Raw genomic sequence first — 16024 nt, 5'->3', positions numbered from 1 at the left:
CGGCCCGTTCCGCCCTGGTCGGGTCCGCCGGCGGCGGCGCACTTCCGGCCCTGTGGCGGCCCCCGGGGCGGCATGCTCCGCCCTGGTCGGGTCCGCCGTCGCCGCCGCGCTTCCGGCCGGTGGCGGCCTCGGGCGGTATGCTCTCGCCCTGGTCGGGCCCGCCGGCGGCGGCGCACCCCCCCTTGGCGGCCTTGGCCAGCACGTTCCCGCCCTGGGCGGGCCCTCGGCGACGGCCGCTGCCGCCGCATCACGCCGGCGGTTTCCACTCGGCGCAAAGCTGCTCTAGCATCCCGCCCAAGCAAGCGAGGAGGAAGCGCGATGCGTGGCGTGGTGTTCACCGGCGACCGGCAGCTCGAGATCATGTCCTTCCCCGACCCCACCCCGGGCTTCGGCGAGGTGGTGCTGGAGATGAAGGCCTCCGGCATGTGCGGCAGCGACCTGAAGCAGTATCGCCGGCCGAAGGGCGTGCGGCAGAACAACGGCCTCGCCACGCCGGTGGGCCCGACCATCGCCGGACATGAGCCCTGCGGCGTCGTCGCCGCCATCGGCCCGGGCGTCGATCCGCGCCAGGCGCAGGTGGGGCAGCGGGTGATGGTGCATCACTACCAGGGCTGCACCACCTGCAACCATTGCCGCACCGGCTGGCAGCAGCTCTGCCAGCAGACCAGCGTGAAGGTCTATGGCAACAACTCCCATGGCGGCCATGCCAACTACATGTGCGTGCCGGCCAATACCCTGGTGCCGCTGCCGGAGGCGCTGAGCTTCACCGCCGGCGCCGCCATCTCCTGCGGCACCGGCACCGCCTATGGCGCGCTGCGCCGGATGAACATCTCCGGCAACGACACCATCGCCATCTTCGGCCAGGGGCCGGTGGGGCTCTCCGCGACGCAGCTCGCCACCGCCATGGGCGCGCGGGTGATCGCCCTCGACATCTCGCCGCAGCGGCTGGAGCGGGCGCGGGAATTCGGCGCGGCGGAGACGATCAACCCCTCCAACGCCGACCCGGTGGAGGCGATCCGCGACCTCACCCACGGCCTCGGCGCCGATCTGACGCTCGACACCTCCTCCTCGCCGCAGGCGCGCATCCAGGCGATCCGCGCGCTGAAGGTCTGGGGCACCTGCTGCTTCGTCGGCGAGGGCGGCGAGGTGACCATCGACGTCTCGCCGGACATGCTGCGGCGGCAGGCGACGGTCATCGCCTCCTGGACCTTCTCCAATGTCGGCCAGGCGGAATGCGCGCGCTTCATCATCGACCGGAAGCTGAGCGTGGACAGCCTCTTCACCGATCAGTGGAAGCTCGACCAGGCGGAGGAGGCCTACAAGCTGTTCGACCAGCAGAATACCGGGAAGGGCGTGTTCCTGATGTAGCGGTCGTCGCCCTTGGCCTGGCCCCTCCGGGCGTGCGGCGGATCGAGGGTCAGCCGCCCGGCGGCATCCCGGGCTCGGGACGGGACGCCGCGGCTGCCGCGCCGGGCGCCGTGCGGTCCTCGCCCATGGCGGGGGCGGATTGCAGCCAGGTGCTGGCGAGGGCAAGCCAGAGCCCGTCGGCGCCCGTCGCCATCGGCGCGAGGCGAAGCGGTCCTGCGGCGCCGGTGCATCCGGCGGCCTGGCAGATGGCGGGACGATAAGGGGCCATGACTCCTCCGCGGCAGGCTTGCCGCGGCGAATGCCGCTGATCGCCCTTTCCCGGCTGTGCGCCCGGTCACCAGCCATGGGGCACCAGCCATGGGGCACCAGCCGAGGGGCACCAGCCCGGGCGTGCGATCCGCAGCGCGGCCGGAGCGGAGGAGGGCGCCGCAGCTCCACCCCCCGCAGCCCATGCCGCCCGCCGCGCACAAGCCTGGAACGGCAACCGCCGGCGAGGGCGGCAGAAGCCTGTTGCCCCGTCGCCGCGCCGGGCTCTAGTGTCCTGCCTGCGAAGTTCGTTGGATTTCCAGCGAACGCAGCGGACAAGCAGGCCACTGAAACCAAAAGCTGGTGGCCCGAGACCGAAGTCCGCAGGACTTCGGAATCAGGACACTAGCCTCGCGCCAGGGTTAGAGCCGTTGCGACAGATCGGGGTCCTCATGGCCGCCTGATTGCTACAACCACCGATACCCCGACGCCATGCCGCCTTCGCCTCTGCCCTGTCAGGGAGGGGACCGGATGCCGAGACGCATCGCAAGGCGTGCCGGGAAACGGCCGGCCTGCCGCGCATGGCCTGCGCCGCCGCCATGTTGGCGTTCCCGGGAGCATTCCGGCGAAGGTCCCGTCCGCTGAGCCGCGACCCGCGCCGGGCCGGGATCGGCCTGCCGGCGCCGCCCCTCGCGGCGGGCCGGGACAGGGTGCCCTGCTGCCAGGGCCAGGGCCAGCCGCGGAATGACCGGCCTGCCATCCGAGACCCGCCGGTGGGCATGGCCGGCCGGCTGCGGCCTGGCGGGCCGCCGGGAGTCGCGGCCATCCCCTGAGGCCAGGAACAGCATCGGCGGACCGATCATCAGGCCCGGCCCATGAGTGCCGCCCGAACGCCAGGCATGGCGGCATGCGTGCAAAGCGCAGCAAACGATAACGGCAGAACAGGGAGGTCAAACATGTCCGCAGCGCCGAAGGCGGGGAAAGCCGTGCCCTGGTGGAAGGAACCCACCAAGGACCAGTGGTACGCCTATCTGGCAGCCTGGCTCGGTTGGACGCTGGATGCGTTCGACTTCACCATCTTCCTGCTCATCATGCTGCCGATCGCGCAGGAATTCGACGTGCCGCTCACCGCCGTGACGGCGGTGTTCGCCGTCACGCTGTGGCTGCGCCTGGTCGGCGCCACGGCGGCGGGCTGGCTGGCCGACCGGATGGGCCGCAAGGCGCCGCTGATGATCTCCATCCTGTGGTATTCGCTGTGCAACCTCTTCGCCGGCTTCTCGCCCGACTTCGCCTTCCTGTTCTTCTTCCGGGCGCTGCTCGGCATCGGCATGGGGGCCGAATGGCCGGCGGGCGCGGCGCTGGCCATGGAATCCTGGCCGGCGCGGTCCCGCGGCCTGATGTCAGGCGTGCTGCAGGGCTCCTGGGGCCTCGGCTACGCCCTCTCGGCGGCCGCCTACGGCCTGCTCTACGAGCCGATGGAATCGCTTGGGCAGGGCTATGGCTGGCGCGGCATGCTCATCCTCGGCGTGCTGCCGGCCCTCGTCTGCCTCTGGATCCGCGCCTATGTGAAGGAGCCGGAGGTCTGGGCCGAGAACCAGAAGATCCAGGCGACCACGAGGCAGGCGGTGACGCTGCCGCTCTTCGCCATCTTCAAGCGGAAATACCTCTGGAACACCCTGACCGGCTGCCTCTGGATGGCCGCCAATTTCTGCGTCTACTACGCCATCTGGGCGCTGCCCGGCACCTATCTGCAGAAGGAGCTGGGCTGGACGCCGGCGATGGTGGCGGTGCCGCTGTTCTGGGGCAACATCCTGGTCTTCGTCTCCTCGGCCTTCTGGGGCGCCATGTCGGACCGGATCGGGCGGCGCTGGGCGCTCATCATCCCCTGCACCATCGCGATCTTCATCACGCCGATCTACCTGACGACGATCGACCCGCTGATCTTCACCCTGGGCTTCCTGCTGCAGGCGCTGATCGTCGGCGGCAAGGACACGCTGAACCCGTGCTGGCTCTCGGAGCGGTTCCCGACCGAGATCCGCGCCTCCGCCGCCGGCTTCGTCTATCACCAGGGGGCGATCTGGGGCGGCTTCGTCGCGCCGATCCTCACCTACTACGCGGTGAACCAGAATATGGGCTTCGCCCTGCCGATGATGTACGCGACCATCGGCTCGCTCATCGTCCTCATCATCGGCGTCTATCTGGGCCCCGAGACCAGGGGCAAGGTCCTGGGGGCGGAGCTGGAGGTGTTCGAGAAGGAGCAGCTCCCCTGACCCGGCCGTGCCGGGTGGCGGGGCGCTAACCGAAAGGCCGGCCGGAGCCGGGCGGCTTCGGCCGCACCGGTCTCCTCGCCGGGGAGGGCCGCCGCCGGACGGGGGAGGGGCGTCGCGATCCTCGGCGGCGTCTCGTTCCGGCGGCGCTCATGCCGCCCACCGCCGGCTGGCGATGCGTCGCGCCACCCCGCGGGCCGGCGCGCGGCAACCACGGCATCGGCGTGACGTTGCCGGGACATCATGGCCTCCCGCGCCGCCACCCCCCGCGACACCTCCATCGCCACCTACCGGGCGAAGCGCGACTTCGCCGCGACGCCGGAGCCGCCCCCCGGCGGCCGCGCCACCGGCAAGCGCCGCCGCTTCGTCGTGCAGAAACATGCCGCCCGCCGGCTGCACTGGGATTTCCGGCTGGAGCATGGCGGCGTGCTGTGGAGCTGGGCGGTGCCGAAGGGGCCTTCCCTGGACCCGGCCGACAAGCGCCTGGCGGTGCGGGTGGAGGACCATCCCCTGGCCTATGCCGATTTCCATGGCCGCATCCCGGAAGGCCATTACGGCGCCGGGGAGGTGGAGATCTGGGATGAGGGAAGCTGGGAGCCGGTGGGCGACCCGGCGGCCGGGCTGGCGGCGGGGGAGCTGAAATTCCGCCTCTCCGGCCAGCGCCTCTCGGGCGGCTTCGCGCTGGTGCGGATGAAGCCGCGCGGGCGGGAGAAGGCGGAGAATTGGCTGCTCATCAAGGAGCATGACGGGGCAGAGCGGCAGGGCGCCGATGCCACGGCGCTGGAGGCGGCACCCGGCCCCGCCCCGCGCCCGGTGCCGGAGAAGGCGAAGCCCGGCTCCGTCCGCGAGGCGGAGCGCGCCGCTGCGCCCCCGGCGCCGCAGCGGGCGAAGCCCGTGCCCCTTCGCCAGGCGGAGCCGGCCGCGCCGCGACTGGCGCCGGGGAGGGCAGGGACCGCGGCCCGGACGGCGCGCCTCGCTCCGCCGCCGGCGGTGGAGCGGGCGGAGCCCGCATCGCGGACGGGACGCGCCGCTCCTCCGCCGGGGGCGGGGAAGGAGGAACCCGCATCGCGGACGAAGCGCGCTGCTCCCTTGCCGGCGGCGGCGAGGGCGGAACCTGCGTCCTGGACGAAGCGCGCTGCTTCCTCGCCGGCGGCAGGGAAGACGGAACCTGCATCCCGGACGAAGCGCGCTGCTCCCTCGCCGGCGGCAGGGAAGGCGGAACCTGCGTCCCGGACGAAGCGCGCTGCTCCCTCGCCGGCGGCAGGGAAGGCGGAACCTGCGTCCCGGACGAAGCGCGCTGCTTCCTCGCCAGCGGCAGAGAAGACGGAAGCTGCATCCCGGACGAAGCGCGCTGTTTCCTCGCCGGCGGCAGAGAAGACGGAAGCTACATCCCGGACAAAGCGCGCAGCCCGCCGGTCGGCAGCGGCGGAGGAGGCGCAGCCGGCGCCCCGGGCGGGGCGCCCGGAACCGGCCTCGGAGGTGGCAAGGCTGGCATCCCGCCGCGAGGCGACCCCTCCGGTGCCGGAGACCGAAGAACCTGCGCCCGCCCCGGCTGCCCGCACCACGCCGCGCAGGCGCCAGGCCAAGGCCGAGCCACCTCTGCCCGGCGCTATCCCGGGCGAGCTGCCCGAGGATCAGAAGCCTGCCCTGGCCACCCTCGTGGAAGAACCGCCCGAAGGCGCCGACTGGCTCAGCGAGGTGAAATTCGACGGCTACCGCCTGCTGGTGGAGAAGCGCGGCAAGACCATCCGCCTCATCACCCGCAACGGCCAGGACTGGACCGACCGCCTGCCGGACCTCGCCCGCGCCGCCGCCACCCTGCCGGCCGAAACCGCCCTGCTGGATGGGGAGCTGGTGGCGCTCCGCCCCGACGGCCTCTCCTCCTTCGCCGAATTGCAGGCGGCGCTCAGCCGGGGCGGGCGGCGCAAGGGGCTCTACCTCTATCTCTTCGACCTGCTCTACCTGGATGGCTGGGACCTCCGCCCCTGCCGCCTGATCGACCGCAAGACGGCGCTGGAAGGGCTCGGCCCCTGGCGCGGCGGGCTGCGCTACAGCGAGCATCTGGAAGGCCAGACGCCACGGGTGCGGCGGCAGGCCTGTGCCCTGGGGCTGGAGGGCATCATCTGCAAGCGGGCGGAGTCGCCCTATCGCGGCATCCGCGGGCGCGACTGGGTGAAGGTGAAGTGCCAGGGGCGGGAGGAATTCATCGTCCTCGGCTGGACGCCCCCCGCCGGCAGCCGCCAGGGGCTGGGCGCGCTGCATCTCGGCTATCATGACGAGGCGGGGCGGCTGCATTACGCCGGCGGCGTCGGCAGCGGCTTCACCGGGGAGGAGCTGGTGGCGCTGCGCCGCCGGCTCGGCCAGCTCGCCGCCCCGCCGCCCGCCGGGATGCTGCTGGCCGGCGACCCGCCCGACGCCACCATCGCCTGGGTGCGGCCGGAGCTGGTCGCGGAGGTGCAGTATATCGGCTGGACCGGGGCGGGGCGGCTGCGCCACTCCACCTATCTCGGGCTGCGGGAGGACAAGCAGCCCGCCGAGGTGGTCCGGCCGGTACCCAACCCGGAGGTGCCCCGGGCCGCGCTGCGGCCGAAGCGGCCGCGCGCCGGGGTCATCGTCCATGCGCCGAAGCCGGCGCGCGGCACGGCGGAGGTCGGCGGCATGCGGATCACCCATCCGGAGCGCGAGCTCTGGCCCGGCATCACCAAGCAGGACCTTGCCGCCTATTGGGAGGCGGTGGCGGCGCGCGCCCTGCCGGAGATCGCCGGCAGGCCGCTGGCCCTGGTGCGCTGCCCGGAAGGGATCGCCGGCGAGCATTTCTTCCAGAAGCATGGCGGCCGCGGCATGCCGCGCGAGATCGCGGAGGGCGAGGCGGAGGGCCAGCCCTACCTCGCGATCCGCGACCGGGAGGGGCTGCTGGCCTGCGCCCAGATGGGCGCGATCGAGCTGCATGGCTGGGGCGCCACCCTGGCCGACCCGGCGCATCCCGACCGGGTGGTGTTCGACCTCGACCCCGGCGAGGGGGTGGATTTCGCCGAGGTGGTGCAGGCGGCGCTCGATCTGCGGCAGCGGCTGCAGGGGATGGGGTTGGAAAGCTTCTGCCGCACCACCGGCGGCAAGGGGCTGCATCTGGTGGTGCCGCTGCGGCCGGAGGCGGGGTGGGAAACGGTGCGCGGCTTCGCCCGCGGCCTCGCCCGGGCGCTGGAGAAGGAGGCGCCGGACCGCTTCATCTCCACCGTGCCCAAGGCGAAGCGGCGCGGCCGCATCCTGGTGGACTGGCTGCGCAACGGGGCGGGGGCGACCGCCATCTGCTCCTACTGCCCGCGGGCGCGGCCGGGCGCCACCGTGGCGACGCCGCTCGCCTGGCGGGAGGTGACGACGAAGCTCGACCCCGCTGCCTTCACCATCGCCACCATCCCGGCGCGGCTCGCGCGGCAGAAGGCCGATCCCTGGGCGGGCATGGCGAAGCTGGATCAGACCCTGCCGGAGGAGCTGCCCTGATGCCCGAGGGACACCCGATCTGGCGCGGCCATCTGCGCCTCGCCTTGGTTTCCTGCCCGGTCGCGCTCTACAGCGCCCGGCATGCGGCGGCGGCGCTGCATTTCCACATGATCAACCCGGACACCGGCAACCGCATCCGCATGCTGACCCTCGATGCCGGGACCGGCGAGGAGCTGCGGCGGAGCGAGCTGGCCAAGGGCTATGAATTCGAGAAGGACCGCTTCGTCCTGCTGGACGAGGAGGATTTCGCGCGGGCGCGGATCGAAAGCTCCTCCCTGCTGACGCTGGACAAATTCGTCACCGCCGACGCCATCGACCCGATTCATCTGGATGCCAGCTACTACCTGCTGCCGGATGGGGAGGCGGGGCAGGACGTCTATACCGTGCTGCAGGCGGCGATCGCCGAGGCGAAGCGCATCGGGCTGGCGCGGCTGGTGCTGTCGCGGCGGGAGCGGTCGGTGGCGGTCATGCCGCTGGGGCGCGGGCTGGTGCTGCACACGCTGAACGACCCGAAGGAGCTGCACGACCCGGCGAAGAGCTTCGCCGATCTGCCCAAGGCGAAGCCCGATGCGGCCATGGTGAAGCTGGCGCGTGAGCTGATCGACCGCCAGACCGGCGAATTCATGCTGGAGGACATGGAGGACCGCTATGAGGCGCGGCTGCGCGAGGTGATCCGGGCGAAGCTGGAAGGCGAGGAGATCAGCGAGCCCGCGGAAGAGGCGCCGGAGGACAATGTCATCGACCTGATGACGGCGCTGAAGCGCAGCCTGGGGCAGGAGGAGAGGCGGGCGAAGCCGGCCGCGAAGAAGGCGCCGGCGGCCAAGCCGGCGCGGCGGGCGGCCGGGGGCAAGCGGCGGGCTTGATCGGGGCCTTGCCCGTTGCCGGCATGGCCCCGGACCCTGGTCCGAGTTCCAGACCCGAGGATTGAACCTGCAAACCAGGACCGGGGTCCGGGGGGTGGTCCACCCCCCGGCGGGGGTTGGCGGCACTGCCGCCAACGGGCGGAGCCCCTGGTGGCGCGTGGGGGGGGCGAAGCCCCCAACCTACCCCGCCTGCCTCAGTCCATATTCACCATGATGGTCTTCTTATGGGTGAAGTGTTCCAGCATCGCCTCCAGCGAGGCCTCCTTGCCGAGGCCGCTGCTCTTCACCCCGCCATAGGAAAGATTGGCCTGCACGACGAGGTTCTGGTTGATCTGTACCAGCCCCGCTTCCAGCCGGTGCGCCAGATCCAGCCCGACCTTGAGGTTGTTGGTCCAGAGCGAGGCGGCCAGCCCGTATTCGCTGTCATTCGCCTCGGCCAGCACGCTTTCCGGATCGTCGAAGGGCGCGATCACCGTCACCGGGCCGAAGATTTCCTCCCGCACCAGCCGGCTTTCCTTCGTCAGGCCGGTGAAGATCACCGGCTGGATAAACAGCCCCTTCTTCAGCGCCGGGTCCTTCGGCATGGCGGAGCAGACATGGGCGGTGGCGCCCGGCGTCCGCGTCCCCTCCTCGATGAAGCCCTTCACCTTCTGGAGCTGGCCCTCGGAGACGATGGTGCCGATATCGGTCTTCTCGTCCAGCGGGTCGCCCATGACCATCTTGTTCACCGCCTCCTTCATGGCGGCGACGAAGCGGTCGAAGATCGGGCGCTCGACATAGATGCGGCTGGCCGCGGTGCAGCTCTGCCCCTGCCGGGTGAAACGCATGGAGGTCAGCGCGCCGGAGACCGTCTTCTCGAAGTCGCAATCGGCGAAGACGATCATCGGCGACTTGCCGCCCAGCTCCAGCGTCACCGGGATCAGCTTCTCCGCCGCCGCGCGGGCGACGATCTTGCCGGTCTCCACCGAGCCGGTGAAGGTCAGCTTCTTCACCAGCGGATGCGCCACCAGCGGCGCGCCGCATTCCGGCCCGTAGCCCGAGAGCATGTTGAACACGCCGGGCGGCAGGATGCGGTTCATCAGCTCGCAGATGCGCAGCACGGCGAGCGGCGCTTCCTCCGCGCTCTTCACCACCACGGCATTGCCCGCCACCAGCGCCGGCGCCACCTTCAGCGCCATCAGTAGCATCGGCACGTTCCAGGGGATGATGGCGCCGACCACGCCGAGCGGCTCCCGCACCGTCACGGACAGGACATTGGGCGCGAAGGGCACGGATTCGCCCTTCAGCTCGGAGCCGAGGCCGCCGAAGAACTCGAAGATGTCGGCGACAACGCCGGCCTCGACCCGGCTTTCGGTGCGCAGCGCCTTGCCGGTCTCGAGCGCGATGAGCTTTGCGAGTTCCTCCTGGTGCTCCTTCAGCAGCGCGGCGCATTGATAGACCAGCGCGCCGCGCTTCCGCGCCGGCAGCTTCGCCCATTCCTTCTGCGCGCGGGCGGCGTTCTGGACGGCGGCCTCGACATCCGCCGCGTCGCCCTCGGCCGCCTCGGCCACCTGCTGGCCGGTCGCCGGATTCACCACGGCGAAATTCTTGCCGTTCCGCCCCGGCACATAGCCGCCCCCGATGAAGTGATAGCCGGACATCGCCTTGGCCAGCGCGAAGGGGTCCAGCAGCGGGGCGGCGGGGGTCGGCATGGGCCGGTCGAGCATGAGGGTCCTCCCGGGGGATCTCTGGGGGTGGCGACCATGGGCCGGCAGGGGGCGGAGGGCAAGCGGGGCGGGTGTCCGGGTGTGCCGCTGCATCCCGCAGTGGGAGCGGAGCCGCGAGGCCCCATCCAATCCTCCCTCGCGGAGCTAGAGCGGGATCGATTGAGCTGCGCTCACCCGCCCCGCTCTAGCTCATTGTTCGGTCGCGTGATTCACGGTTTCGGTCGATTCGACCTCAACCGATCACGCTCTAGGGGAGGGCTCGCGCCTCGGGCGGCACGGGGAGGGTTATAGGCGCACCCGACACGCCTCGCCGCGAGGGCGATCAGGGCATCGAAAAGATATCGTCAGCCAACGCCGCCCCCAGCCCCGCGCCGCAGCGTGGGTGAGGGGCGCCGCCACGGCGGCGCCGGCGGCCAAGCCCGGTTCCCGGCCCCCCACCATCTATCCTAGGCTCCCCCCGACCCCGCAGGAGCATCCGCCGGCATGGCCTCCACTATCTCCATCCTTCCCGAATCGCGCGGCTGGCTGGAACGGCTCTGGGCCACCGTCGCCGAGCGGGGCCGGGCCTTCGCCGACGTGCCCAGTACCTCCCTGCCGCCGCTGGAACGTGCCCGCTCCCTGGCCGAGACCCTGCTGTCCGAGCGCGGCGAGGCCTCCGGCGCCGCCGTCGCCCGGGCGCTCTGCGATGCCTTCGCCACCCTCTCGGCGGAAGACCGCCTCGGCTTCTATCGCTTCCTTGCCGAAGGCTTCGCCCCGGACGAGGCCAGGCTGCGCGCCGCCGCCGAGGCCTGGCTCGCCGCCCCCGGCGCCGAGGCCGCCGCCCGCCTGGCCGATGCCGCCGAGCCGCCGCGGCAGGAGCTGATCCGCCGCATGAACCACAGCCCCGGCGGCACCGCGACCCTGGTGCGCATGCGGGAGGAGCTGCTCGGCCTGCTGAAGGCGCATCCCACGCTGCGGCCGCTGGATTCCGACCTGCGGCACCTCTTCGCCTCCTGGTTCAACCGCGGCTTCCTGGAGCTGCGCCGGATCGACTGGCAGACGCCCGCGGCGGTGCTGGAGAAGCTGATCGCCTATGAGGCGGTGCATGAGATCCAGGGCTGGGAGGATCTCCGCCGGCGCCTGGAGGCGGATCGCCGCTGCTTCGCCTTCTTCCACCCGGCGCTGCCCGGGGAGCCGCTGATCTTCGTCGAGGTCGCGCTGGTGCGCGGCATGGCGGCGGCGGTGCAGCCGCTGCTGTCCCGCGATGGCGAGATCGGCCGGGCGGCGGAGGCGGATACCGCCATCTTCTATTCCATCTCCAACTGCCAGGAGGGGCTGCGCGGCATCTCCTTCGGCAATTTCCTCATCAAGCAGGTGGTGGAGGAGCTGAAGGCGGAGCTGCCGCAGCTTTCCCGCTTCGCGACGCTCTCCCCCGTGCCCGGCTTCCGCCGCTGGCTGGACCGCAGGCTGGGCGGGGAGGCGAGCCCCTTCCTGCCGGAGGAGGCCGCCGCCCTGGTCGCCGCCGCCGGGGAGGAGGATGTGGTCGCCGCCTTCAAATCCCTGGTGGCGCCGGGCTGGCCGGAGGACGCGGCGCGGGAGGCGGCGCTGCGCCCGGCGCTGCTGCGCCTGGCCGCCAGCTACCTGACGCGGCCGAATTCCGGCATGGGCGGGATGGACCCGGTGGCGCGCTTCCATCTGGGCAATGGCGCGCGGCTGGAACGGGTGAACTGGCTGGGCAACAGGGCGGAGCGGGGGCTGCGCGAGAGCCACGGGGTAATGGTGAACTACCTCTATGACCCCGAGGCGATCGAGGCGAACCACGAGGCCTTCATCCATTCCGGCCAGGTGGTGCGCTCCGCCGCGGTGGAGGCGCTGCTGGCGCCGCCCAAGCCGGCCGGGGCGCCGGGTAGCAGCCGCTTCGCGCTGGGACGGTTGCTGGGGGGCGAGGAAAAGGCGGCGGCGCGGGCGGGGTAGGTTGGGGGCTCCGCCCCCAAACCCCGGGCAGGGGACTCTGCCCGTTGGCGGCAGTGCCGCCAACCCCCCGCCGGGGCCAAGGCTTGGCCCCGGACCCTGCCGTGAGTCGGCTGGTTGAATCAGCGAGGCCCAAAACTCAGACCGGGGTCCGGGGCCAGGTCCTGGCCCCGGCGGAGGCTTGGGGGCAGCGCCCCCCAACCTTCCCCCCGCGCCCCATCTGGGGCATGACACACATCTCGCGCCCCCGGGATGGAGAAGAGCATGCCCAACCCCACCGGCCCCCTCGCGGGCCTTCGCGTCCTCGACCTCACCCGGGTCCTCGCCGGCCCCACCTGCACCCAGATGCTGGGCGACCTGGGCGCCGAGGTGATCAAGATCGAGCGGCCGGAAGCCGGCGACGACACTCGCGGCTTCGCCCCGCCCTTCGTGCCGAAGACCAAGGAAAGCGCCTATTTCGTCGGCGTGAACCGCAACAAGAAATCGGTGACGCTGGACATCGCCAAGCCCGAGGGCCAGGCGGTCATCCTGAAGCTGCTCGAGAGCTGCGACATCCTGGTGGAGAACTTCAAGGTCGGCGCGCTGGCCAAGTACGGCCTCGGGTATGAGCAGCTCGCCGCGAAGTTTCCCCGCCTGATCTACTGCTCCATCACCGGCTTCGGCCAGACCGGCCCCTACGCCCCGCGCCCGGGCTACGATGCGCTGATCCAGGCCATGGGCGGTGTCATGTCCCTGACCGGCGAGCCCAAGGGCTCCCCGCAGAAGGTGGGCGTGCCGGTGGCGGACCTCTTCGCCGGCCTTTATGGCTGCATCGGCATCCTCGCCGCGGTGAATCACCGCCACGCGACCGGGGAGGGGCAGCAGATCGATATCGGCATGCTGGACACCCATGTCGCCTGGCTGGCCAACCAGGGGATGAATTACCTCGCCACGGGCGAGAACCCGCCCCGCCTCGGCAACCAGCACCCGAACATCGCACCCTACCAGGAATTCCCGACCAAAGACGGCTACATCATCCTGGCGGTCGGCAACGACCCGACCTTCGAGCGCTTCTGCAAGGCCTTCGGCCAGGAACACCTGCTGAGCGATCCGCGCTTCGCGTCCAACCCGGTGCGGGTGCAGAACCGGGACCTGGTCACCGAGACGCTGACGCCCGTCATGAAGTCCAAGACCACCGCCGAATGGATCACCGCGCTGGAGGCGCAGAAGATCGGCTGCGGCCCGATCAACACGCTGAAGGACGTGTTCGCCGACCCGCATGTGCAGGCGCGGAACATGGTGGTGGACATGCCGCACGCCTCGGGCGAGACGGTGCAGGTCATCGCCAACCCGGTGAAGCTCTCCCGCACCCCGCCCTCCTACCGCAGCGCCGCGCCGGTGCTGGGGCAGCATACGCAGGAGGTGCTGGGCGAGGTGCTGGGGATGAGCGAGGCGGAGATCGCCGGGCTGAAGGAAAAAGGCATCCTTTGAGCCGGCATCGGGGAAGGGCGTCGCGCCGTAACGCGCGCCTTACGGCGCGACCCTCCCCCGAACCCCCACCCGCCAAAGGCCGAAAGGCCTTTGGAAACCATGAGTCGGGGCAACGCTGACGGGCCGCGCGGCGTTCGGCCCGGCATGATCCCCTTTCGCGCCCGTCCCCCCTGGCTCGGCGGCACGCTGCAGACGCTGCGCGCGCTGCGGACCCTCACCGCCGCCGCCCTCCCGGAAGGGCATCGCCTGTGGCTGCCCCTCGGCGACGGCGACGCGCTGGCCGCCATGCTGCACGCGCCGGAGGCCGCGGCCCACCGGCCGCTCGCGGTGCTGGTGCACGGCCTGACCGGCACGGAGGACGACCCCTATCTGCGCGAGGCCGCCCAGGGCCTGCTGCGCCGCGGCTTCCCCGTGCTGCGGCTGAACCTGCGCGGCAGCGCCTTCTCCCAGCCGCGCAGCACCAGCCATTACCATCTCGGCCGCAGCGAGGATCTGGCCGCCGCGCTCCGCGCCCTGCCACCGGCCATGGTGCGGCATGGCGTGATCGTCGCCGGCTGGTCGCTGGGTGGCGCGCTGAGCCTGCTGCTGCTGGACCGCCACCTGGCGGAGCCGGGCATGCCGGCGCTGCTGGGCGTCGCCGCCATCTGCCCGCCGCTGGAGCCTGCCCTGGCGCATGCCGGCATCGATGCGAATTGGCTGCTGGGCCGCGCCTTGCTCGCCATGTACCGGCGGGAGGTGCTGGCGGTGCCGGCGAAGGACCTGCCGGAGGAATTGCGCCACGCCGCCCGTGCCGCGCGCAGCCTGACGGAGTTCGAGGCGGAGGTGACGGCGCCGCGCTTCGGCTACCCCTCCTATGCCGTGTTCTGCGAGCTGAATCGCCCCGCCTCAGCCCTGCCCCGGCTGCGCCGCCCGGCCCTGCTGCTGATGGCGGCGGATGATCCGCTGGTGCCGGTGGACAGCCTGGCCGGGGTGGATTGGCGCGCCTGTCCCGCGGTGCTGAAGCTGGTGGTGCGGGGCGGCGGCCATTGCGGCTTCTACGACCGGCACCGGGAAAGCCTGTCCGTCCGCGCCCTCGGGGCCTTCTGTGAGGGGCTGGCGCAGGGCGCCTCGGGCGAGAGCGCGCTGGCGGCGGCGAGCGAGGGGGCCGCCGCACCCTCCACCACCCAGGCGGCGACCAGCAGCGACGCGGCCTAGCCCCGGCCAGCCCAGCGGCGACCTCCGCCAGGATATCGAGGCGCCGAGCGGTGCGGGCGAGGACAGGGTGGCCGATCGCGCCGCGCGGGTCGATGGCGCGCCAGCTTCAGCACCGCCGCGCCCTGCGGGGAGGCCGCCGCAAAAGCCACGCCCCGGTGTCGCCCCGCGCCAGCGGCGCCACCTCCCGCAGCAACCATCGCACCGACAGCGCCGCGACCCGCATCGACAACCCGGCGTTCCGGCGCGCGCGCCGCAGCCGGCGGCGTGGTGGCGTGGCGGTGTTCATGCGGCCCGACGCTGCTCTCCTTAAGCGAGGTCCCTTATGGGGCGCTCGACACCATCGGGCGACCTCTCGCGACAGCCATGGGGCCGGAACGCTGTCAAGGATGCCGCGCAGCGGCACTGCGCTCCGCGCGGCGAAGTCCTTGACAGCGTTCCGGCCCCATGGCCCAGGGCAATGGTTGCCTTCGACGCCGTCGAAGGCACTGAACGTGCCTTCGCTTGCGCGCAGCGCAGCCGCATGCGCCGCCCGTTGCCCCGGCGCGGCTTTGCCGCGACGGGTCTGGGAGGCGCCGGTCGCTCAGCGCTCCCGCGGCGTCGCGCAGCGACGTCGTGGGAAATGCTAGAAGCCGGGCCGCGGCGTCAGCTCCATCACCATCTGGTCGAGGCCGCCATCCACCAGGATCTCGGCGCCGGTCACGTAGCTGGCGCGCGGGCTGGCCAGGAACAGCACCGCATCCGCCATGTCCTGCGGCCCCGCCACCCGCCGCAGCGGCACCATGGCGGCACGCTTCTCCGCCACGCCGGGGGCCTGGTAGAAGGCCTCCGACAGCGGCGTGCGCACCAGCCCGGGCGAGACGACATTGCTGCGGATGCCGTCCGGCCCCCATTCCAGGGCAAGCTGCTTGGACAGCATGAGCACGCCGGCCTTGCTCGGCGAATAGGCGCCGGAGCGCGGCTGCGGGTTGCGGCCGGCGATGGAGGCGACGGAGACGATGGCGCCCCCCTGCCGCGCCAGCAGCTGCGGCCGGAAGGCCTGGGCGCAGAGCAGGTAGCCGGTGAGGTTCACCGCCAGCAGCGCATTCCATTCGGCCAGCGTCAGCGACGCCAGCGGCCCGGGGCGCAGGATGCCGGCATTGTTCACCAGGATATCCGCTGGCCCCAGCGCCGTCTGCGCCGCCTCCGCCGCGGCCTTGACGGCCGCCTCGGAGGTGGTGTCGCACGCCTGCGCCGCCACCTGCCCGCCGGCCCCGCGCAATTCGCGCTCGACCGCCGCCAGCCTTTCCCCATCCAGGTCCAGCAGCATCACCGAGGCGCCCGCCTCGACAAAGGATTTGGCGCAGGCGCGGCCGATGCCGCCGCCCGCGCCCGTCACCACGGCCACCTTGCCGCCGAGGCCGAGCCAATCGGTGTTCATTGTGCTTCCTCCCATCAGGGGCCCCGATGAGAGGCCCGGAGGGGA

At 72.0% G+C, this 16024-nt stretch carries 10 protein-coding genes; 7 read left to right on the top strand and 3 right to left on the bottom strand.

Annotated elements, in window-relative coordinates:
* The first annotated feature begins 318 nt into the window (after positions 1-318).
* Complete coding sequence (locus E5N76_RS02300; protein ID WP_149535676.1) at positions 319-1368, top strand: zinc-dependent alcohol dehydrogenase family protein; 1050 nt, start codon at positions 319-321, stop codon at positions 1366-1368.
* Between the two features lie 49 nt (positions 1369-1417).
* Here the strand turns inward: E5N76_RS02300 and E5N76_RS29305 are convergent, their stop codons facing one another.
* Positions 1418-1561, bottom strand: a complete 144-nt coding sequence (locus tag E5N76_RS29305) for a hypothetical protein (RefSeq protein WP_187829928.1) — start codon at positions 1559-1561, stop codon at positions 1418-1420.
* Positions 1562-2570: 1009 nt separating this feature from the next.
* Here E5N76_RS29305 and E5N76_RS02295 point away from each other — a divergent pair.
* From E5N76_RS02295 to ku, 3 genes are all read left to right on the top strand, one after another.
* Complete coding sequence (locus E5N76_RS02295; protein WP_187829927.1) at positions 2571-3884, top strand: MFS transporter; 1314 nt, start codon at positions 2571-2573, stop codon at positions 3882-3884.
* 240 nt (positions 3885-4124) lie between these two features.
* On the top strand, positions 4125-7379 hold the full coding sequence (ligD, locus tag E5N76_RS02290) for a DNA ligase D (RefSeq protein WP_149535674.1): 3255 nt from the start codon (positions 4125-4127) through the stop codon (positions 7377-7379).
* Entirely contained in the window at positions 7379-8242 is an 864-nt protein-coding gene (ku, locus tag E5N76_RS02285; RefSeq protein WP_149535673.1) for a non-homologous end joining protein Ku, read from the top strand. Before ligD ends, ku begins: the two co-directional genes overlap by 1 nt.
* A 194-nt stretch (positions 8243-8436) precedes the next feature.
* Here the strand turns inward: ku and E5N76_RS02280 are convergent, their stop codons facing one another.
* Positions 8437-9948 carry an aldehyde dehydrogenase family protein gene (locus E5N76_RS02280; RefSeq protein ID WP_149535672.1) on the bottom strand — a complete coding sequence of 504 codons (1512 nt, stop codon included), beginning with the start codon at positions 9946-9948 and terminating at the stop codon, positions 8437-8439.
* Between the two features lie 483 nt (positions 9949-10431).
* On the opposite strand from E5N76_RS02280, the gene E5N76_RS02275 reads away from it, so the two are divergent.
* From E5N76_RS02275 to E5N76_RS02265, 3 genes are all read left to right on the top strand, one after another.
* A complete protein-coding gene (locus E5N76_RS02275; RefSeq protein ID WP_149535671.1) occupies positions 10432-11901 on the top strand; it encodes a malonyl-CoA decarboxylase in 1470 nt (489 codons plus the stop codon).
* A gap of 261 nt (positions 11902-12162) precedes the next feature.
* Entirely contained in the window at positions 12163-13368 is a 1206-nt protein-coding gene (locus tag E5N76_RS02270) for a CaiB/BaiF CoA transferase family protein (protein ID WP_149535670.1), read from the top strand.
* A 144-nt stretch (positions 13369-13512) separates the two neighbouring features.
* Positions 13513-14562 carry an alpha/beta fold hydrolase gene (locus E5N76_RS02265; RefSeq protein ID WP_187829926.1) on the top strand — a complete coding sequence of 350 codons (1050 nt, stop codon included), beginning with the start codon at positions 13513-13515 and terminating at the stop codon, positions 14560-14562.
* Between the two features lie 622 nt (positions 14563-15184).
* Here E5N76_RS02265 and E5N76_RS02260 read toward each other — a convergent pair.
* Positions 15185-15979, bottom strand: coding sequence for an SDR family NAD(P)-dependent oxidoreductase (locus E5N76_RS02260; protein WP_149535668.1), 795 nt, complete (start codon positions 15977-15979; stop codon positions 15185-15187).
* Between the last annotated feature and the right edge of the window lie 45 nt (positions 15980-16024).

Source organism: Siccirubricoccus phaeus, from assembly GCF_008360935.1.
GTDB lineage: Bacteria > Pseudomonadota > Alphaproteobacteria > Acetobacterales > Acetobacteraceae > Siccirubricoccus > Siccirubricoccus phaeus.
The sequence above is the reverse complement of the archived record's forward strand: the minus strand, read 5'-3'. Positions and strand labels throughout refer to the sequence as shown.

What these genes read in the sequence shown, in the direction of transcription:
- E5N76_RS02300 (WP_149535676.1), top strand. Translation starts at nt 319, where the DNA reads ATGCGTGGCGTGGTGTTCACCGGCGACCGGCAGCTCGAGATCATGTCC.
- E5N76_RS29305 (WP_187829928.1), bottom strand. Translation starts at nt 1,561, where the DNA reads ATGGCGACGGGCGCCGACGGGCTCTGGCTTGCCCTCGCCAGCACCTGG.
- E5N76_RS02295 (WP_187829927.1), top strand. Translation starts at nt 2,571, where the DNA reads ATGTCCGCAGCGCCGAAGGCGGGGAAAGCCGTGCCCTGGTGGAAGGAA.
- ligD (WP_149535674.1), top strand. Translation starts at nt 4,125, where the DNA reads ATGGCCTCCCGCGCCGCCACCCCCCGCGACACCTCCATCGCCACCTAC.
- ku (WP_149535673.1), top strand. Translation starts at nt 7,379, where the DNA reads ATGCCCGAGGGACACCCGATCTGGCGCGGCCATCTGCGCCTCGCCTTG.
- E5N76_RS02280 (WP_149535672.1), bottom strand. Translation starts at nt 9,948, where the DNA reads ATGCTCGACCGGCCCATGCCGACCCCCGCCGCCCCGCTGCTGGACCCC.
- E5N76_RS02275 (WP_149535671.1), top strand. Translation starts at nt 10,432, where the DNA reads ATGGCCTCCACTATCTCCATCCTTCCCGAATCGCGCGGCTGGCTGGAA.
- E5N76_RS02270 (WP_149535670.1), top strand. Translation starts at nt 12,163, where the DNA reads ATGCCCAACCCCACCGGCCCCCTCGCGGGCCTTCGCGTCCTCGACCTC.
- E5N76_RS02265 (WP_187829926.1), top strand. Translation starts at nt 13,513, where the DNA reads ATGATCCCCTTTCGCGCCCGTCCCCCCTGGCTCGGCGGCACGCTGCAG.
- E5N76_RS02260 (WP_149535668.1), bottom strand. Translation starts at nt 15,979, where the DNA reads ATGAACACCGATTGGCTCGGCCTCGGCGGCAAGGTGGCCGTGGTGACG.